We start from the raw sequence: 19029 nt of genomic DNA, 5'->3' as shown, positions 1-19029 counted from the left end.
AGGGTGCCGCGGAGCCGAGGTGCGCCATGAGCAGGACACTCCCGGAACGGAGCAGCAGCGGCGGGCCGGCGTCCGGCTGCAGGGGCGGCGTGGCCTCCAGGACACTCCCGGGCGACCGGGCACGCCACACGGCTCCGGCGCTCCGCCCTCAACGGCACTGCCGGGGCGCGCGTGGTCGCTGCCGCGCGCGCCCCGGCTCGCATCGGCTGATGATGGGAGTACGGCCGAACACGCGGAGCTGACCATGACGGGGTGGCGTGTCAGGGATTACACCCAGGACGATCTCGAATCGGTGCTGCGGGTCGACGCCGAGAGCGGCACGGCCGAAGAGCCGCCGCTCTTTCCACTGTCGGACGCGGTGGCGGCCCTCCAGGCACTCCACCCGGCCGTGGTGGCCACCGCCGACGACGTGGTGGTCGGCGCCGTGGTGAGCAGGGTGGAGGGTGAGCGGGCGTGGATCCTGCGCATCAGCATGGCGCCCGCCTGGCGGCACCAGGGGCTGGGCAGCGACCTGATCACGGCCTTGGAGCACCGGCTCTTCGCCGGTGGAGTCCGAACGGTGCACGCGGTCCTGCCCGATGGCGAGACCGGTGCCGCCGCCCTGTACAACTGCGGCTTCGACGCCCGTACGGGCCTGGTCCACTTCGAGAAGCGCGGGCGGGTGACCCCTCAGGCGGTGAGCATGCTCGCGTCCCTGGGAGCGGAGCTGCCCCTCGGAGGACTGTGGCAGAAGGTCGCGGGCATGCAGCGGGAGAAGGAGCTCATCGAGCGGCGCCTGGTCCTGCCACTGGCCCATCCGGAGATGGCTGCCCAGCACGGCGTGGAGCTGCCACGGGCGGTGATGCTGTTCGGGCCGCCCGGGACGGGGAAGAGCACGTTCGCGCACGCGATCGCCAGCCGTCTGGGATGGCCGTTCCTCGAACTGTTCCCCGCCCGGCTGGCCGCCGAGTACGGGCTGGCCAGCGGGCTGAACCGGCGCTTCGACGAGATCGCCCGGCTCGACCACGTCCTGGTCTTCATCGACGAGGTCGAGGAGATCGCCGGGACCCGGAGCGGCGCGGACGCGACCGCGGTCGGCGTCGTGAACGAACTGCTCAAGGCGATCGTCCGGTTCCGGGGCCAGGACGGGCGGCTGCTCGTCTGCGCCACGAACGACGTGACCACGCTCGACCCCGCGTTCCTGAGGCACGGCCGATTCGACTACGTACTACCGATCGGCCCGCCCGACGAGCGCGCGCGGACCGAGCTGTGGGAGAGCTACCTGGCCCGAGCGGGCGCCGAGGCCGACAGCGCCGCGCTGGCGGACGCCAGCGAGGGGTTCACCCCTGCCGACATCGCCCATGTGGCGCGCACCGTCTCCCAGGTCCAGTTCGAGCGCACCTTCGACACCGGAGCCCGGACCCGCCCCACCACCGAGGACTACCTGCGCACGATCGGCGAGACCAGGCCCACGGTCAGCGCGGCCATGGCCCAGGAGTTCGCCCGGCAGACCGAGAAGTTCGCCCGCATCTAGAGCCTGATCCAAAATACAGGCCTGAGTGCTGTCTCTCCCGGATCAGGCCGGGCCCGTGGCCGTCCCTTCCTCCTCCGCCTCCATGCGCCGGATGCCCTCGTGGGTGAGGGTGACCATCGCAGGCGTGTTGCCGGGCTCCCAGTCGACGGTGATCAGTCCTTCGCCCGCCAGGTAGGTACAGGCGGCGGCCAGGTCCTGTTCCGGTACATGGAGGTCGCGCCGCAGCTGTGCTCCGGTGATGCCGAGGAGGCGGTTGCCTTCGACGGCTTCGTACAGGACCCGGAGCACCTGACCGCGATAGGTCTTGCGTTCGCGCAGTGTGGCCATGACCTCGTCCTTTCGTGCATGAGGTGGAGTGGGCTCCGAGGCCGGTAGGGGGCTTCTCAGATCTCGTCGGAGTGTGCGCCGGTGCCGGCGGTGGTCGTGCTGGCGGCCAGCCACGAGCGGGCGGGGCCGGCGGGTGTGGCCGTGTCCACGGTGAGGTGGAGACGGGTGTTGCCGTCCAGGGCGGGGTAGCTGCGCTGCTCCGTGCCCGCGAAACAGCGGCGGAGCGCCTCCGCGACCGCTCGGGCGGCTTCCGGAGTGTGCGCGATGATCCGGACCTCGGCGTGCCCGATCGAGGGCAGTGTCTGGGTCTCGATGTACTTCACGTGGGCGGGGTTCCCTTCAGGGCGGGTGAGGAGGCCGGCGGGTCGGGGCGCCGAGGCGCCCCGACCGCTGCCCCCGGTCGGAGGAAGGTCCGTTCCTCACCGGTCGGCACCCGGGTGGTGGGCTCGACGACCGGTGTCGTCCGGCAGGCCGGGAGGCCTCGGCAGGGGGTCAGTGAAGCGGTAGGCCTCGATCCGCGCGTCGTCCCGGGCGTTCAGGACGTGGATCCAACGCATCCCGATGCCGATCATCAGGATGATCACCGCGATGAGGACGACGGTCTCCACGGAACTCACCGCCAGCCGTTCTCGGGCAACGGCAGGGCGGTTCGGCCCATCGGCTCCCCGAAGGGGGACATGCAGGCCCCGCCCTCGTCCTCCCAGGCGGCTTCCCGGCGGCCGGTGTCCCGGATGCCGCGCCCTATGACGGTTTCGTTGGCCATCAGGACGCCCGCGGCCAGGACACTGCCCGGGATCGCGGCGGCGGCCATCAGCCGGGCCGCGGCCGCGGGCTCGGTCTCGGGCGGGATCACCAGGAGGTCCCAGCGGCCCACGGTGTAGGAGAGCAGGATCAGCTTGTCGGGGTCCTGTTCGGTGAACCAGCCCACATGCAGCACACGCCCGTCCACGGCAACCGTGCGCGGGACGACCGGCCAGCGGCTGGGGTTCACAGTGACGCGCGTAATGCGCCCCCAGGTCTCGTCCAGCGCGGCGGCGAGAGCGGGAAGCTCGGCTTCGAGGTCACGGGAGTAGGGCCACCAGGCACCGTCCAACCGGCCTGCCAGAGCGGTCTTCGGCGTAAGGGACAGGCGGGCCGGGCGCAGGACAACAGCCCGCTGCGCACCGCGGTCGAGGGTCGTGGTCATGTCGCGGACCCGTCCCCGGACCGTTCACGAACGGCCCGGTGCAGTGATCGCCGGAAACGACGTCCGCGTGGGAGCGGGTGTGCGAAATACTCCCGGTGCCTTCACCGTACTCCGGTTCGCGATCCAGAAAGCCGCTTCTGACCAGGTATTTTCCGGCGCAGACGGCGCGAGCGTCACAGCCGGTCCCCCTCGCCGCACCGTGCGGATGGGCGGAGTACCGTGAAACAACGGAGACGTTGCCCAGCTCAACAGCCCTTTCGACGCCGCTGCCGGCCGTCGACCCGGGTGACTCCGCACCGCGAGACAGGCGGAATCACCATGGCCGCATCCGACAACCCGGCCCCTTCGAAGCTCCTCCCGAACGCGATCCACCAAGCGGTCAAGCCGGGCGCCGCACTGCTCCGACTGGAGACCACACAGTCCCGCCAAGGGCTCCTGGACGGCGCGTGGTGGCCACGCTCCAGGAACGTCAGGGCCGAGCTGCCCGCACTGATCACGGCACTGACCGCGTACCTGGGGCCCATCACGCGGGTCGGCCTGGACACCTCCGCCTGGCAGGACGTCCCGACCCGTCTGGTGATCGACGGCCAGGTCGTACACCTCGACGCCGACCCTGTCGGCGACGACACCGTCCTCGTCACCCGCGGACACAACGACCACTTCGCCCTACTGGTGGTCCCCCCGGACACCACCGCCGACGCCGCCCGGGAAGCCATGGCCCGCGCCGTCCGCGCCGACAACATCACGCAGGCCACTCAGCTCCTCATCACCGCCACACCCGAACCTGAGGACGGCGCCGCCGAAGCGGCGGACTGACGCCGAATCCTCCCTGGCAGGGGGGTCCGCCGGTCAGAGGCCCTCGTCGTGCAGGTCCTCTTCTCGCAGAAGATCGTCCTCGCGGCGGCGCGAGGTCTCCTTCGGGTCGGACTTCTGTCCCTTCTCGCGGGACGACCTGCCGGGCTGGGGCTGCGCGGGGTCTCCGGGGCGATGGTGTTCCTGAGCCTCGCGCCCCTTGCTCGGCTCCTTGCGCTTGTCCTGCCTACCGTCCATGACGGCGACTCCTCTGGATGCGTGGGGTACGGATTCCTCTCCGATCACGCTGACACGTGCCGCGACGGTCTGCATCATGTCGACTGCGAAGCGAGGCACACGGCGGACGCCCCCGTCGGCCTCACCAGGAAGAACGACTGCCAGCAGCCACTCGACATGACGCGTGCACCTCGACTGCGAACCGAGCGGGCACGTGGCCCTGATGAACAACGATCACCTCACGGAGGCCGACCACGGCAGGTGCCGCTGAGCGTCCAGAGGCTCCGCGCACGAGCGTCCAGGCGACCGCCCATCCCATGGTCACGGCAGTCGCGTGTCCCCGACATACCGAATGTTCCGTGCTGCCATAATCCGTCCCGTTCTGTCAGCCCGGCCGGGAGGATTGCTGTGACCATCTGTCAAACCGCGCAGGGGGTGGGCGCGCAGGAGGCCCTTCCACCGTCGGCGCCACCTGGTTTTCGCGTGCGTCGCTCGTGGTGGGGTGGGTCGCTGCGGGCGCTGGTGGCAGGTCTCGTCCTGGTGGCCGGCCTGGCCCTGCCCATGGTGGCCCCGCAGGCCGCCCAGGCCGTGCCGCCCGGCACCTACGCCTACGTCGCCAACTTCCAGACTGACACCGTGTCGGTGATCGACACAGCGACGAACACGGTGGCGGTCACGGTTCCCGTCGGCGATGCGCCGTGGGGAGTGGCGGTGTCGCCGAACGGCACCCGCGCCTACGTCACCAACCGGGCCGACGCCACGGTGTCCGTGATCGACACGACGACCGACACGGTCGTCGCCACCGTCCCCGTCGGCCTGGAGCCCCTGGGCGTGGCGGTGTCGCCGAACGGCACCCGCACCTACGTCACCAACTACGGCGCCGACACCCTGTCCGTGATCGACACGACCACCAACACGGTCGTCGCCACCATCCCCGTCGGCGATGCTCCCATCGGGGTAGCGGTGTCGCCGAACGGCGCTCGCGCCTACGTCACCAATTCCGAAGCCGACACGGTGTCCGTGATCAAGACGCACACGAACACGGTCGTCGCCACCATCCCCGTCGGCGACTACCCGTTCGGGGTGGCCGTGTCGCGGGACAGCACTCGTGCCTACGTCACCAATTCCCAGGCCGACACGGTGTCCGTGATCAACACGGCGACCAACACCGTCGTCGCCACCATCCCCGTCGGCGATGTGCCCCAGGGGGTGGCGATCTCGCGGGACGGCACCCGCGCCTACGTCATCAACGCCGACGCCGACACGGTGTCCGTGATCGACACGGTGACGAACACGGTCGTCACCACCATCCCCGTGGGTGATGCGCCTCGAGAGGTGGCGGTGTCGCCGGACGGCGCCGGCGCCTACGTCACCAACGCCAACGACGACACGGTGTCCGTGATCGACACCGCCTCCAACACCGTCGTGGCCACCGTTCCCGTGGGCGACCTCCCGTTCGGGGTGGCGATCGGGGTCGTGCCCCGGCCGGCGCCCGCGCTGACGCTGATCAAGCTCGCCGCCGGCGGGACGTTCACCCAGGGCGGGCAGGGCACCTACACCCTCACCGTCACCAACACCGGCACCCTGCCCACCGACGGCAACACCGTCACCCTCACCGACACCCTCCCCGCCGGCCTGACCCCGGTCAGCTTCTCCGGCACCGGATGGACCTGCACCCTCACCCCGCTGTCCTGCACGCGCAGCGACGTCCTCGCCCCCGGCGCCGGCTACCCGCCCCTCACCCTCGCCGTCCGGATCGCCCGCAACGCGCCGGAGCAGGTCACCAACACCGCCACCGTCACCGGCGGCGGCTCCACCGGCACGGGCACCGCCACCGCGACCACCACCGTCGACCGGAAGCAGCCGCCCAAGCCCCCGCACCACAACCGCCCGGACCACGGCAAGCCCGGTCACGGCAAGCCCGGTCACGGCAAGCCCGGTCACGGCAAGCCGGGCCACGACCGGCCCGACCACGGCCACCGCCCCGGCCCCCGGTAACCACACCCCGTCATGACGAACGCCCCGGCGCCGGCCGCCCACCCGCGGACCACCGACGCCGGGGCCGCCGCCCACCCCTCGCAACGGGTGCTCGTCGCAGACACCAGGGTCTCCTCGCCCCACGGCCGAAGCTGGAGGAAGATCCTCGCGGTGCCCGGCGACTTGAACGACGCTTCCATCGGCTCAGCGCTGAACGCGGGCCCGCGGCCTCGGATCGCCGCAGAGCCCTCGCTGTGCCGCCGCAGGGAGAAGGCCGGGGCGGCGGCGACAGCCCGAGGTGTCAGTGGCCAAGGGCGCACATGGTCGACCGGCGCGAGGACTTGACCGCGCCCGTCGACCCGACGTGGGTGCGACAGCCGCACACCAACACGTCGTACGAGCGATCGGGGAGGGGAACCGGGCGGGCGTCCCCTCGTATCGCTCTCCCGCAGCGCCTCGCGCCCACCGTGCCGATCGGCCGATCGGCCGATCGGCCGTTCGGTCGCCGGTCGCCGGTCGCCGCCGGGAGCCGCCCCTACGACGCCCACGCCCTTGTCACGGTCGACCGGCGAAGGGGCCCTCCGCCGGCCTACGATGCCTTCGGGGGCTTCGGGACAGCGCGGCCGGAGGAAAGATTGCCGAAACAGGGCCAGGAATCCGGAGCGGATCCGGGCAACGGCAGCGCACAGTGGCGGGCCCTGCGGCTGGCCGGGCTTTCGGCATCCTCCGATACCGGGATGGACCGGTTCGCCCGCCTGGTTTCACGACTGCTCCGCGTGCCGGTGGCCTTCGTCTCGCTGGTCGAGGAGAAGCGGCAGATCCTGCCCGGACTGTTCGGTCTGCCGGAGCCCTGGGCGGGAAGCCGTACGCTGCCGCTGTCGCACTCGCTCTGCCGGTACGTGGTGGCCTCCGGGCAGCCCCTGATCGTGCCCGATGCACGCGCCGACGACCGGTTCCGCACCGACCCGGCCATCGGGGATCTCGGGATCGTGGCGTATGCGGGGATGCCGCTGACCGACGGGGACGGCATCGTCCTGGGCGCCTTGTGCGCCATCGACCACGAGCCCCGTACCTGGGGCGAGGGCGAGCTGACCGACCTGGAGGATCTGGCCGCCGCGTGCTCCGCCGAACTGTGCCTGCGCATCCTGTCGGCTCGTAGCCGGTCCGCACAGAAGGTGCTGGAGACCGCACGGGCCAGCGCCGAGCGTGCCCGGAGCCACGCGGAGCGCCTGGAGCAGGAGGCCCAGCTCGGCATGGACCATGCCGAGCTGCTGCTCAGGGCATCGGAGGAACTGGCCCAGACGTCCGGCCTGGAGGACGTACGGCGCCGACTGCGGGACCTTTTCGTCGGGGCCGGGAAGCCCTCGTACGTCGGCCTGCTGGTCGCCGACAAGGACGAACTGCACCGGATCGCCGACCCGGACATCGAGCACTCGGTGGAGCGGGAGGTTCTCACGCTGCCCGTGAGCGCGGCGTTCCCGAGCACCCGCGCCATGCGGGAACGGCGGGCGGTCTTCGTGCCGGACCGTGAGGCCCTCGTCGCCGAGTACAGCCCAGAGGCGGTCGGATTCTCCGACCGCATGGGCTTCACCACCGTCCTGTGCCTGCCCCTCTGGGGCAGCCGGGCCCTGCTGGGCGTACTCGCCGTCTGCTGGACCAAGCGGCACGAGGTGGGCGTCACGGAGCGGGCCACGCTCACCGCCGCGTCCGGCTACATCGCGCAGGCGGTGGAGCGTGCCCTGCACCTCGACGAACGCATCTCCGTGGCCCGGCAACTCCAGGAAGCCATGCTCACCGACCTCCCCGTCGCCGAGGGCATCGAGATCAGCGCCCTGTACGAGCCGGCCGCGGTCGGCGACATGATCGGTGGGGACTGGTACGACGCCTACCACCTGCCGCCCGCCTCGTCCGGCGGCGCGCCCGGGGCCCTCATGGTGACGGTGGGCGACATCACCGGCCACGACATGCACGCCGCTACGATCATGGGCCAGATCCGCAGCATGCTGCGGCAGGCAACCCTCGACCACCCGCCGTACAGCCCGGCCGCCGCGCTGACCGCCCTCGACGCGGCGTGCTCGGTCCTGCCCATCGAGGCCGGCGGCACGCTGGTCCACGCACGCCTCGACCCCGCCGACGACAGCCCCGATTGGACGCTGACCTGGTCCAACGCCGGCCACCCACCGCCCCTGATCCGTACTCGCGACGGCCGGGTGGACCTCTTGGGGGAGCACGACATCCTTTTCCACAAGGACCTCGGGCCGCTCCACCGGACCGAGGCCCGGCGGCGCCTTCCCGCGGGCTCGACGCTGCTGTTCTACACCGATGGGCTCATCGAACGCCGCGACCGCGACATCGATGCCTCCCTCGCGCAACTCGTCGACCTGCTCGCCCGCCATGGTGACCTTCCGCTGCCCGAACTGCTCCACCGGATCAGCGACGGTTCGGCGGACCCGGCTCGCGGAGACGACGTCGTCGTACTGGCGCTGCGCGTTCCCTGACGGCGTGACCGGCCGCTCCCTGGATCCGGCCGACGGTCCGATGAGCAGCGGAACGAGGACGGCCCGGAGATCGGCATTCCCGTCGCGCAGCGGATGACGCCGAGAATGGCGCCGCCGAGACGACCGATTTCCTCCACTTCGGTGTGGCGGTTCACAACCGGGGTAGACGCCAGCCGTGTCCGGCGGCTTGTTCGGACGCGCATCCAAGGAGCAATTCCATGATTCTCATCCTCGGACTCATACTTCTGATCGCCGCCGTCATCGTCGGTCTGGCCGGAGTATTCGGCAATACCGGCGCGGGACACGATCTCGGCGTCGGCGGCGATTTCTCGATTTTCGGCTACCACGTCACCGGTTCGACCGGATCCCTCTTTTTGAGCGGAATCATCGTCGGAGCCGTCGCCCTCCTGGGTCTGACTCTGGTCATGATGGGCGCCCGTCGTTCGGTCCGTCGTTCGGCGCAGGCCCGACGGGAACGCGACACCTCACGCCGTGAGGCCGCCGCCGTCGACCGCGAGCGCGACGATCTGATCAAGCAGCGGGACGACGCCCATGCCGGGGCCGGGGCCGGTGCTCCGACGACCGACATGCCCCGTGCCGAGACCGATGCGCCGGTGACCGACGCCCCCCGCGGTCGAGGCCACTGGTTCGGCCACCGGGCGGCGCACCGCTGACGGCAACCGTTGCCCTTCCGCAAAACCTTGCGGACGCACCATCCGCCCAGCGGAGCGGCGCGCCACGCCCGAAGAGGCCGGCGCGCCGCTCCCCCATGGTCGAGAGCCCGCTCTGCGCCCCTGCTCCCAGGCCTTGCGGAGGCGGGTCGCGAGGCGGTCCTCCAGCCGCACGGTCGCCGCGCACCCGAACGCGATGTCCGCCTCCAGGTCCGGCTCGTCGGACAGCAGACCTCCGATCACCTCGTGGCGCACCACCTGTTCGTGGACGGCGTCGGCTTCGACGTGCTCCGCGTAGAAGTGTTCGGCCGAAGGTCCCGCTCCGCAGCGCCGCATGGCCTTGGCCAGGCGCCTGGACCCGGGCGACGAGGTGACCTCGACACAGGCGAAGTGGCCGACGAGCGCTCCGCGCAGGGCGCGGTGCAGCCCGAACAGCGACATCAGGTTGACGGTCGCGAGTAGGGGCGCCGGCGCGCGGTCCAGGTAACGGCCGTAGGTGTGATCCAGCGCCAGGTCGGCCATGAGGTCCGCGAAGAGCTGTGCGTGGATCCGGTCGGCGCGGCCGGCGCCGAACTCGTCGTACTCGATGGCCACCATGGCAGCCTTGGCACGTCCGGTGAGCCGCGGAATGACCCAGGCGTGCGGGTCGGCCTCCTTGAGGTGGTAAAGGGAGCGCAGGGCCGCGTACTCACGCAACTGCCAGAGCTCACCCTCGGTTTCCAGGTGGTGACTGAGACTGCCGGAGAGGTCCACGGGCTCGACGAGGAGGGGTGCGAAGGCTTCCTCGACCGTCCGGGGCGCGTCGGGCAGCTCGGCGCGCAGGGCAAGAAGCACGCGGGTCTCCATCGACCGGCGCAGCCGCAGCAGCGCCGGGTCCCATTCGCGCTCGTCGTCCACGCCGTCGAAGCCGCGATAGTGCAACTCGTACAGCAGGTAGAGGGCGAGCTGGAGGTCCTCGCCCCACGGATCCGCCTTCGGCACGGACCCCGCGGCACACACCGGCGGGCCACCGGACCGCAGGGCCTGCGTCACGGCACGGGACAGCTCACCCCTTCCTTCGACCAGGCACGGGCCGGCGGTGGTCGTCGTGGCGCTCGGGCTCGGAGGGGTCATCGCGGGTTCCTGTCCTCGGAAGGCGGGCCGCCCCGCTCGCGGCAGCGGTGGCTGGTGTCGCACCAGGGGTAGGTACGGCTGCGGCGGCAGGTGCACACGGCGACCACGAAGCGGTCGGACCGGGCGACCGACCCGTCGTCCAGGACGATCTCGACCGGGCCCTCGATCAGGACCGGGCCCTGCGGGTCGACGGACACCCGTCGGGCCGGCGTGTGGACGGGTGCCGGGGAGCTGTCAGAGGTACCGGGCACGGCTGATCACCAACTCTTCCCACTCGTCGGTTGCTGCCGCCGGACCCTGCTGCTCCGCTCCGGCCAGGCCCGTCGCGAACGCGGTACGGGGCCCGCACATCGCCGAGCGCTCTCGGCGATCTCCAGATGGTCGGACGGATATCGGCTTTTCCCGGCATTTTCACGGGCGGCCGCTCGGCGCGCCGTGTCCCGAAGCGCACCGGGCCTGGTCACACACGAGGCGCCTGGTCGTCGGCATTTCCGTCCGGCGTCTGCCACGAATCCTCGCGCCCCCGCGCCACGGGATTCTGCTCGACCGGCCGGGCAGGGGCCCGACGCCGCGCGCTGCGTCGGCTGCCGTACCAGAAAGCGCCGACCAAAAGGACGACGACCACCACGCCGGCGAACATGAGAAAAAGTGCTCCTTGGCCTTCGGCCGCGAGAATTTCGGTAGGTAGCATGACTCGCACCTACCCACGATCGACCGACTTACGGGACATCTCCCTCCCGGGTCTCTACCGAAGTCCCTCCACGGAATTCCCGGCAGGGAACGGGCGGCGGTCGTCACCGCTTCAGCACCGGCCGGAATGCCTCGTCGGCCAGGCCACACCCGACGGTCTCAGACCGGCCCGACCGCTCGGCCAGGTGTCGAACCAGGACGCAGGGACGCGCTTCCGCGACTTCCACACCCGCGGGGCGGGGCCCACGGGGACGAATCACCTTGCTTACGACATCAAAGACGGATGTACGGGTAGCCGGACACCATGGACCCCAACAATCACACGCCGCTCCGCGCTGTCGCGCTCGTCTGCACCCTGTCCCCCTCCCCCGCCCCGTCGAGCTCCCAGCTGCTGGCCGAGCAGACGATGGCCGCCCTCGCCGAGCACGGGGTCACCGGGAAGACCGTCCGGATCGCCGACCACGACGTGAAGCCCGGCGTGCAGACCGACATGGGCGACGGGGACGCCTGGCCGGAGATCCGGGACACCATCCTGGGCTGCGACATCCTGATCCTCTCCACGCCCATCTGGCTCGGCCACCCGTCCAGCATCACCCAGCGGGTCCTGGAGCGACTGAACGCGGAGATCTCCGAGACCGACGACGAAGGCCGCCCGCTCACCTACGGGAAGGCCGCCGCGGTCTGCGTCGTCGGCAACGAGGACGGCGCCCACAAGGTCGGCGCCGACCTCTTCCAGGGCCTGAACGACGTCGGCTTCTCCCTCGCTCCGAACGCCGTCACCTACTGGGTCGGCGAAGCCATGCAGAAGACCGACTACCAGGACCTCGACAAGACCCCCCGGAAGACGGCGGCCACGACCAGGACCCTCGCCGCCAACACCGCCCATCTCGCCCGCCGTCTCAAGGCCGCGCCGTACCCGGCGAGCTGACCTGCGGCTGCTCCGCCCCTGCGCTCCCTTCGCACCGCGCAGCCCGGACCGGAGATGTCACGGTGCTCGCCGGTCCACCACGTCGACGGCTCCAAGGAGAAGGATCATGAGCAAGCAGCACTCATCGACCGGCAGCGCCAGGAGCGAGCTTCCGGGCAGGCCCGGCCCCGAGTCTCCGCCGCTGATCGAGCCGACGGAGCCCACGGAACCCCTTCCGCCGAAGCCCGACCAGGACGGCCCCGAGACGGTGGGTCCGACCGGACAGCCGACCGGGGTGGACCAGGCGCGCGTGGCGCAGAGCGGCGCGTACCTGACGACGGCCCAAGGGACGCGGCTGCCCGACACCGATCACTCCTTGAAGGCCGGACCCCGCGGCCCGGTGCTGCTGCAGGACCACCATCTGCGCGAGAAGATCACGCATTTCGACCACGAGCGGATCCCGGAGCGGGTCGTCCACGCGCGTGGCGCGGCCGCTCATGGCGTCTTCCAGGGCTACGGGACGGCCGGCGAGGTGTCGAAGGCCGCGTTCCTCGCCAAGGACGTGGAGACGCCGGTGTTCGTGCGCTTCTCCACGGTCCTCGGCTCGCGCGGTTCGGCCGACACCGTGCGCGACACACGTGGCTTCGCGACGAAGTTCTACACCGACGAGGGCACCTTCGACCTGGTCGGCAACAACATTCCGGTGTTCTTCATCCAGGACGCGATCAAGTTCCCCGACGTCATCCACGCCGCCAAGCCGCATCCGGACCGCGAGATCCCGCAGGCACAGAGCGCGCACGACACCTTCTGGGACTTCGTGTCCCTGCACACCGAGGCGACCCACCACACCCTCTGGAACATGTCCGACCGCGGGATCCCGAGGTCGCTGCGGATGATGGAGGGCTTCGGCGTCCACACCTTCCGTCTGGTCAACGCGGCCGACGAGAGCGTGCTGGTGAAGTTCCACTGGAAGCCGAAGCTCGGCGTGCACTCCCTCGTCTGGGAGGAAGCGCAGATGATCAGCGGGATGGATCCCGACTTCCACCGCCGGGACCTCTTCGACGCCATCGAGTCCGGCGCCTTCCCCCAGTGGGAACTGGGTATCCAGGTGTTCCCCGACACCGAGGACCAGACCTTCGAGGGCATCGACCTCCTCGATCCCACCAAGATCGTTCCGGAGGAGCGCTCGCCCGTTCAGCCGATCGGGCTGATGACCCTGAACGCCAACACCAAGAACTACTTCGCGGAGACCGAGCAGGTCGCCTTCCACCCCGGCCACCTGGTCCCGGGCATCGACGTCACCGACGACCCGCTGCTCGCGGGACGACTCTTCTCCTACCTCGACACACAGATCAGCCGCCTCGGCGGCCCCAACTTCGGCCAGATCCCCATCAACAGGCCGCACGCCCCCGTCAACGACATGCTCCGCGACGGCATGCACCAGACCGCCGTCCACACCGGCGTCGCCTCCTACCGACCCAACAGCCTCGACGGCGGCTGCCCGTTCCTCGCCGGAGCCGATACGGCGGCCTTCATCGAGGTACCCGTCACCGTCCCTGAGGCGAGCAAGGTCCGTGAGGCGCCCGCCTCGTTCTCGGACCACTTCACCCAGCCGCGCCTCTTCTGGCTGAGCATGACTCCGCCCGAGCGCGAACACATCATCGCCGCCTACACCTTCGAACTGAGCAAGTGCTACGAGCAGGCCGTCAGGGAGCGCACCTTGAAGGTGCTGGCGAACATCGATCCGCAGCTGTGCGAGCAGGTTGCCGGGGGCCTCGGGCTGCCGGTCCCGGCCGCCACCGTGCCGCTCGTCGCGGCCGACCCCAGCCCCGCCCTCTCCCAGATGGGCGGGACGTGGCCGACCGAGGGCCGCGTGATCGGCATCGTCGCCGACGCCACGGCCGACCTGGACGGCGTACGGGCGGCGCGCCAGGCCGTTCTGGACGCCGACATGGTGCCCCTCGTCGTCGCCCCGACCGGCGGCACCCTTGATGGCGAAGGCGACCCGGTCACCGTTCAGCGGACCTTCGCCACGGCCCGCTCCGTCGAATTCGATGCCGTCCTGCTGGCCGGAGTGCCCGAGGCCGGCGCGGACGCGTACGGCGCCCGCGACGCCAAGGCCGGCACCGCTCAGCCCCCCGACGCCCCCGACCCGCGCGTACTGCTGCTCCTCACCGAGGCGTACCGGCACGGCAAGGCCATCGGCGGCTGGAACGGCGCCGAGCACCTCCTCGAAACGTGCGGCATCACGGCGGACGAACCGGGCATCGCCGTCGCCGACAGCGGTGGCGCGGCCGTGGACGCCCTCGCGACGGCGTTGGGCGGGCACCGGGCCTGGGACCGGTTCCCCGCCGCCCTCTGATCCGTTCCGACCCCGGCCCCGCGCCGCGGCCGGGGTCCCCCGACGGGCTGGGAAAGCGTCGACGTTCGGCGTAGGGAAGGTCCCGTACGAGGCATCCCGCCCGGCCGGGCTCGGCCCTCGTTTCAGGAGGCGGGCGGCGTGGCGGTGTGGTCCGGATGGCCGTGGGTGCGGCGGATCGTCTTCAGGCGGGCCTCCAGGAGGTGCTCTCGCCCGCCGGCCAGCTCGTCGACGATGTCGCCTTCCATCACGGTGAACGGCCGGTGGTAGGTGGAGTCGTAGGCCTCGATGATCTGGAACGTCCAGTGGCCCGGGATGACGTTGCGGCCCACGATGTCGCGCTCGAGGCGTGCGGCCTGCTCCTCGTGGCCCGCCTCGCGCAGGAGCCGGACGGCGTCCCCGAGCTCGAAGTCCGCGGTCCCGGTCAACTGGTGAAATCCGTAGAGGTGTCCGCGGGCCCGCTCCGTGGTCTCCAGAGCCTTCGAGAGCGCGCCCAGGGCGCGCAGTGTCTTCTCGTCGACACCCTCGGGCACCTGGTGCTCCGGGTCCATCTCGCGATTGCTGTCCATGGTGATCTCCTGCCCTCAAGGCGCCCTACCGAGCCGTTGATTGCGCCGTACGGAGCAAGACACCCACACAGCCCGGGCACCACATGACGGGGGACCGCTCCGGTCCCGCGTTCTCCCGGCGCGGTGTCGTGCGTTGCCGTTTCGCCCTCGCCCGGCGGGGGCGGCGATCACGACCGGGAGGGCAGCGCTGCCGCGGCCGGCAACTCCTGGGCGGCACGGGTGATGAAGCGGCGGGTGCGCTCCGGGTCGAGGGCCAGGGCCTGGAGGCGGTCGAACATGGCGCCGTAGTGCCGCACGTCGGATCGCTTCTCCAGGTAGAGGTCGCTGGTGAAGCGCTCCAGATACACCGTCCCCGTGGCGGTGTCCGGGAAGTCGAGGATGGAGAACTGCCCAGAGATTCCCGGATGGGGTCCCGCACTGTGCGGGAGGACCTGCACGGTGATGTGCGGCTGCTCGCCGAGGCGGTTCAGGTACTCGAGTTGTTCGCGCATGATCTCGGGGCTGCCGACCCCGCGGCGCAGGACCGATTCGTCCAGCACCACCCCTAAGCGGAACGGCCGGGCCGGGTGGTGGGCGCGGGACTGACGGCGCAGCCGTACCTCGCGGCGCACGGCGATCTGTTCTTCCGTGGCCAGAGGGATCGTTTCCGCAGTGACCGCTACCGCGTAGGCGGGCGTCTGCAGCAAGCCGGGGATCACCAGGGGTTCATAGGAACGGACGGACACGGCTGCCGTCTCCAGGCCGATGTAGACGGCGTACGGGACCTCCCCGCAGGCGACCCACCAGCCCTGCCGGTTCGACTCCCTGGCCATCTCCATCAACGAGTGGACGACTTGCTGGTCCGTGACCCCGTAGAGGCCGCACAGATCCCGCACATCGCGCGAGCTGACCCCGCGGCGGCCGGTCTCCATGTGACTGACCTTGGGCTGGGAGATCAACAGGTGCTCGGCCACCTGCGTACTGGTCAGGCCCCGCGCCAGACGGAGCCGGCGCAGCTCCGCGCCCAGTCGGCGTCGTCTGACGGTAGGGTTTCCGCTCACCGCCACGGGCGGTCCACCTCCGGCTCGGGACTGTCTACCAGCCACAGGAATTGCCGCGGCCGGGCCCGGGTGAACGCATGTGCCGCGCAATGATGATCGATGGGTTTCGCTGTCGAGTGTCGCGCGGCGCGAGCGCAGCCGCGTGCACAGCCCGAGCAGAATTCACCCGAATGCCACGGCCCTCCACCTATCCGCCGGAAACGACCGCTTATCAGCTAAGCCTGTCCTTCATCTATCAATATCCACCGCGCTTCCCGATGGCCTTGAGGGTGCGGAGTTTCGGGTGGTCCAGCCGAGGGCTTGTTCCGCGAAGCGGAAGGTGTGCTCCAGATCGAAGCGGCGGAGGAATGCCTGCCAGAAACGGTCCACGTCGTCGGGGGTGGCGTCGGTCTTCGAGGACCATGACCACACTGGCGGAGCGTCACGTTCCTTCGATAGGTGCTCGACCTACAGTCGGATCAACACACCCTTGACCACAGGTAGTTCACCGTCGTGGTCGAGCCAGGAGGAGCGGTGCGTGAGCCGGGGGTGGCCCTGTCCCATGCCTGCGTTTCGGCCTTGCCGTAGTTGGTGGTGTCGGTGGCCGTGGTGATCGCGGGCTCGGGCCAGGTCTCCGGCTCGGTGAGGCGGAATTCCGGTCCGTGCTTGGGCGGCCGGCCGTTGACGCCGTGCATCCTCGGTGGTTTCGGCAGACGCATCACGCGGTCGGAGCGGATCCGGCCGACCATCTCGACCGGCAGGTCTCGCAGGACCCAGGCCAGGCGGGTGACGTCGTAGCCGGCGTCGCTGACGATCACGATGTGCGGGTCCCCGGCCCGCCACTGGCCCGCTGCGATGAGCCGTTCGACGACACTCCGCAATTGGGCGGCGGTGACCGCGGTCGTGTCGTCCGCCGCGACCAGGCGCCCGCCGTCGAAACGTGGCAGCGGCAGGCCTGCCGGCATGGTCCGCAGCCGAGCGGTGTCGAGTCGGCCGTGGTTCAGGCCGCCGTACATCGCTCCGTGCCCACGACGGTGCTCGGGCAGCAGCGTCGAGTCCACCAGGGACTTCACGGCGCCGTCCGCACACAGCACCGCGTCCACGGGCTCGAACAACTCGTCGCGCCGGGAGGTCAGACACTCGTAGAACTCCCCGGAAGCGTGACGCTTCCGCGAACGCTTCCCTCCGGACGTCATGTGGCAGCAGCACATGATCAGCCGAAGGCCGCCCCCACGTCCGGCGAACCCCCAGGTGGGCGACCCAGTTCGAGACACCGTTCGAGGTCGGAAGACACAGAGCAAGCTAAGGCTGGGCCAGCTTCTCGAAGAGCGCGCCGATCTCCGCCCGGTCGGCGACCAGCGGGAGGGTGTCGAAGTACAACTCCCACTCACCGCCCGGGCCGAAGCGCTCCACGATCCCGAACGGGATGTCGTTGCCCTTCGGTCCGGAGACCGTGCCGTGCCATTCCACGTAGGTCGTGGTCCTGCCGAAGGCGGCCTGGCCGGCCTTGAAGCGGACGTCCGCCGTGCCGAAGAACCGCTGGAGGTAGGCCCGCTTGCCGGACGTCGTCGCCAGTGGAGCGTCCAACCCCGGCCCCGACAGCCGTGCGTCGCCCATCCGGGCGAGCAGGGCGTCGACGTCCTCCCCGTTCCATGCCGCCAGGCGGCCCGGGATCTCCGCAGCCCGCAAGCGCTCAGGCGCCGGGCCCCGGGAGGGAGCCGGGCCGGGGTCCTCGATCCCGTCGAACAGACCCTCGGGCGCCAGCTCCGGGACCGTGTCCCGGAACAGGGTGTGGCGGTCGTAGTAGCGGCGGGCCTGGAGGGTCTTGCCGTCGTCCCCCAGGACATTGCGCGCGATCTGCGGGTAGGCCACCTTGTGGCCCTTCAGCGTGACCTCGTTCCACTGGCCGAACATCATGACGCCGCCGTCGGCCACCACGTCCGTGCCCCGGTAGCGCAGGTCGGGGACCAGCCGCAGGGAGCCGGTGATGGAGGTGCCGATCACGGTGTGGCCGCGCTGGGGGGCGCTGCCGGCCTCCCAGAGGGTGGCCTCCTCGTCGAAGATGTCCAGATAGGCCTTCACCCGGGGGTGGCTCAGGTCCCCGAGGGCCGGCGGGGCGCCGGTCGGCAGCTCACCGAAGGCGATCTGGTGCCGCATGAACGCGCAGGCGTTCGGGGCGATCCGGCCCTCCAATCGCTCGACCTTGGCGCGCGCCTCCGGGCAGTCGCCCTGGGCGGCGGCCTCCCCACCGCCCGGCAGCGCCGCCGCTGAGGTCGCCACCCCTACGACGACCGCCGCCACCGCGACTCCCACCACACCACGCCGACCCGCGAACATTCCGTACCTCGTCTCGTTCCCGCCCGATGCGGCCCGTTACCGCTCGTGTGGGACCAACATGCCCGTCCGCCGAGGCAGGGGTCGATTACTCCTGAGGTAATGGCCCAGTTCAAAGGGGGTGCGAGCCTTCTCCGCAGGCGGGTCAGGCGCAGAGAGCCGCGGCCCGGGTACCGGTCGTCGCCCGACACCGGCTGATACGACGGCCGTGCGCACCAGGAGCAGCGGGATTGATCGGCACGACGGTGCCGAGGCCGGCGGTGGAGCGGCCGACGCTGACCTGCACGGAGTAGGTGCCGGCCGTCTGCACCGGCCGGCCACGGTCGCGTGGGTCGCCGATGCCCGGGCGACCGCCCGGTGCCAAGCGGCCTCCGGCAGCCGTGGGCTGGTGCGAGCGGGCTTTGCGGGGCAGGCTGAAAAGTACAACGCCTTCCGGCCCCACGCTGCGGGAAAGGGGCGCTCGGGATGATCGAGATCGCGGATGTCCGGGAGTGGCGCACCCACGACGTTGTCGACGCCGCAGGCCGCAAGATCGGAGTGCTCGCCAAGGACGAGGCGGCGGTCTTCGCGCACCACGGCCGGCCCTATCAGCCCGGCGTGAACGGCGAGCGCCGGCTCGCCCGCCGCTGACCGGCCCTTCGAGGAGGTGCCCTACGTCATGACGCTCTTCCTGATTCTCGTCATCGTGGCGATCGTACTGGGCCTCATCGGTGCCGTCGCCGAGGGACTGTTCTATCTGCTGCTCATCGGCATCGTGGTGTTCATCGGCGCCTTGGTGTACCTGGTCCTGCACATCCGGCGTTCCGGCCGGCATCACCGCACGCTCCGCTGAGATCT

Annotated in this window: 18 protein-coding genes and 2 pseudogenes; 8 read left to right on the top strand and 12 right to left on the bottom strand. The window is 70.7% G+C overall.

Features of this window, described 5'->3' with window-relative positions:
- Window positions 1–244 precede the first annotated feature (244 nt).
- The gene (locus tag OG624_RS36195; protein ID WP_371640385.1) at window positions 245–1513 is read left to right on the top strand and encodes an ATP-binding protein; all 1269 of its coding nucleotides are present in this window, start codon (window positions 245–247) and stop codon (window positions 1511–1513) included.
- A 42-nt stretch (window positions 1514–1555) separates the two neighbouring features.
- On the opposite strand, the gene OG624_RS36190 is transcribed toward OG624_RS36195, so the two are convergent.
- From OG624_RS36190 to OG624_RS36175, 4 genes are all read right to left on the bottom strand, one after another.
- Window positions 1556–1840 carry a hypothetical protein gene (locus OG624_RS36190; protein WP_371640384.1) on the bottom strand — a complete coding sequence of 95 codons (285 nt, stop codon included), beginning with the start codon at window positions 1838–1840 and terminating at the stop codon, window positions 1556–1558.
- A gap of 56 nt (window positions 1841–1896) precedes the next feature.
- Window positions 1897–2163, bottom strand: coding sequence for a hypothetical protein (locus tag OG624_RS36185; protein ID WP_266354436.1), 267 nt, complete (start codon window positions 2161–2163; stop codon window positions 1897–1899).
- 96 nt (window positions 2164–2259) lie between these two features.
- Window positions 2260–2457, bottom strand: coding sequence for a hypothetical protein (locus tag OG624_RS36180; protein ID WP_371640383.1), 198 nt, complete (start codon window positions 2455–2457; stop codon window positions 2260–2262).
- Window positions 2454–3026 carry a DUF5994 family protein gene (locus OG624_RS36175; RefSeq protein WP_371640382.1) on the bottom strand — a complete coding sequence of 191 codons (573 nt, stop codon included), beginning with the start codon at window positions 3024–3026 and terminating at the stop codon, window positions 2454–2456. The genes OG624_RS36180 and OG624_RS36175 overlap by 4 nt, the downstream gene beginning before the upstream one ends.
- 318 nt (window positions 3027–3344) lie before the next feature.
- Here OG624_RS36175 and OG624_RS36170 point away from each other — a divergent pair, with 318 nt between their 5' ends.
- Entirely contained in the window at window positions 3345–3842 is a 498-nt protein-coding gene (locus tag OG624_RS36170) for a DUF5994 family protein (RefSeq protein ID WP_033215898.1), read from the top strand.
- Window positions 3843–3875: 33 nt separating this feature from the next.
- Here the strand turns inward: OG624_RS36170 and OG624_RS36165 are convergent, their stop codons facing one another.
- Entirely contained in the window at window positions 3876–4076 is a 201-nt protein-coding gene (locus OG624_RS36165) for a hypothetical protein (RefSeq protein ID WP_352164590.1), read from the bottom strand.
- A 462-nt stretch (window positions 4077–4538) separates the two neighbouring features.
- Here OG624_RS36165 and OG624_RS36160 point away from each other — a divergent pair, with 462 nt between their 5' ends.
- On the top strand, window positions 4539–6053 hold the full coding sequence (locus OG624_RS36160; RefSeq protein ID WP_371640381.1) for a YVTN family beta-propeller repeat protein: 1515 nt from the start codon (window positions 4539–4541) through the stop codon (window positions 6051–6053).
- A gap of 716 nt (window positions 6054–6769) precedes the next feature.
- Window positions 6770–8530: a SpoIIE family protein phosphatase gene (locus tag OG624_RS36155; protein WP_371594104.1), complete on the top strand. Its 1761-nt coding sequence runs from the start codon at window positions 6770–6772 to the stop codon at window positions 8528–8530.
- Between the two features lie 770 nt (window positions 8531–9300).
- Here OG624_RS36155 and OG624_RS36150 read toward each other — a convergent pair.
- The 3 genes and pseudogenes from OG624_RS36150 to OG624_RS36140 form a co-directional block, all read right to left on the bottom strand.
- Window positions 9301–10314 (bottom strand): annotated as a pseudogene (locus OG624_RS36150) (iron-containing redox enzyme family protein); the annotation flags it as partial.
- A complete protein-coding gene (locus OG624_RS36145) occupies window positions 10311–10565 on the bottom strand; it encodes a CDGSH iron-sulfur domain-containing protein (protein WP_051762698.1) in 255 nt (84 codons plus the stop codon). The pseudogene OG624_RS36150 and the gene OG624_RS36145, both read right to left, overlap by 4 nt.
- A gap of 209 nt (window positions 10566–10774) precedes the next feature.
- Window positions 10775–11005 carry a DUF6479 family protein gene (locus OG624_RS36140; RefSeq protein ID WP_033215892.1) on the bottom strand — a complete coding sequence of 77 codons (231 nt, stop codon included), beginning with the start codon at window positions 11003–11005 and terminating at the stop codon, window positions 10775–10777.
- Between the two features lie 303 nt (window positions 11006–11308).
- On the opposite strand from OG624_RS36140, the gene OG624_RS36135 reads away from it, so the two are divergent.
- Window positions 11309–11932: a flavodoxin family protein gene (locus OG624_RS36135; protein WP_266448185.1), complete on the top strand. Its 624-nt coding sequence runs from the start codon at window positions 11309–11311 to the stop codon at window positions 11930–11932.
- 106 nt (window positions 11933–12038) lie between these two features.
- Window positions 12039–14273 (top strand): catalase, encoded by a 2235-nt coding sequence (locus OG624_RS36130; protein WP_371640380.1) that lies wholly within the window; start codon window positions 12039–12041, stop codon window positions 14271–14273.
- A gap of 122 nt (window positions 14274–14395) precedes the next feature.
- Here OG624_RS36130 and OG624_RS36125 read toward each other — a convergent pair whose 3' ends face one another.
- The 4 genes and pseudogenes from OG624_RS36125 to OG624_RS36110 form a co-directional block, all read right to left on the bottom strand.
- The gene (locus OG624_RS36125; protein ID WP_266354443.1) at window positions 14396–14839 is read right to left on the bottom strand and encodes a hypothetical protein; all 444 of its coding nucleotides are present in this window, start codon (window positions 14837–14839) and stop codon (window positions 14396–14398) included.
- A gap of 167 nt (window positions 14840–15006) precedes the next feature.
- Complete coding sequence (locus OG624_RS36120; RefSeq protein WP_371589320.1) at window positions 15007–15885, bottom strand: helix-turn-helix domain-containing protein; 879 nt, start codon at window positions 15883–15885, stop codon at window positions 15007–15009.
- Between the two features lie 276 nt (window positions 15886–16161).
- Window positions 16162–17067: pseudogene (locus tag OG624_RS36115) on the bottom strand (transposase); the annotation flags it as partial.
- Window positions 17068–17160: 93 nt separating this feature from the next.
- A complete protein-coding gene (locus tag OG624_RS36110; protein WP_371640379.1) occupies window positions 17161–18174 on the bottom strand; it encodes a hypothetical protein in 1014 nt (337 codons plus the stop codon).
- Between the two features lie 483 nt (window positions 18175–18657).
- Here OG624_RS36110 and OG624_RS36105 point away from each other — a divergent pair, with 483 nt between their 5' ends.
- Window positions 18658–18822 carry a hypothetical protein gene (locus OG624_RS36105; RefSeq protein WP_167745526.1) on the top strand — a complete coding sequence of 55 codons (165 nt, stop codon included), beginning with the start codon at window positions 18658–18660 and terminating at the stop codon, window positions 18820–18822.
- A 28-nt stretch (window positions 18823–18850) separates the two neighbouring features.
- The gene (locus OG624_RS36100; RefSeq protein ID WP_167745525.1) at window positions 18851–19024 is read left to right on the top strand and encodes a hypothetical protein; all 174 of its coding nucleotides are present in this window, start codon (window positions 18851–18853) and stop codon (window positions 19022–19024) included.
- The last annotated feature ends 5 nt before the right edge of the window (window positions 19025–19029 follow it).

This window comes from Streptomyces virginiae (assembly GCF_041432505.1).
Taxonomy (GTDB): domain Bacteria; phylum Actinomycetota; class Actinomycetes; order Streptomycetales; family Streptomycetaceae; genus Streptomyces; species Streptomyces virginiae_A.
The sequence above is the reverse complement of the archived record's forward strand: the minus strand, read 5'-3'. Positions and strand labels throughout refer to the sequence as shown.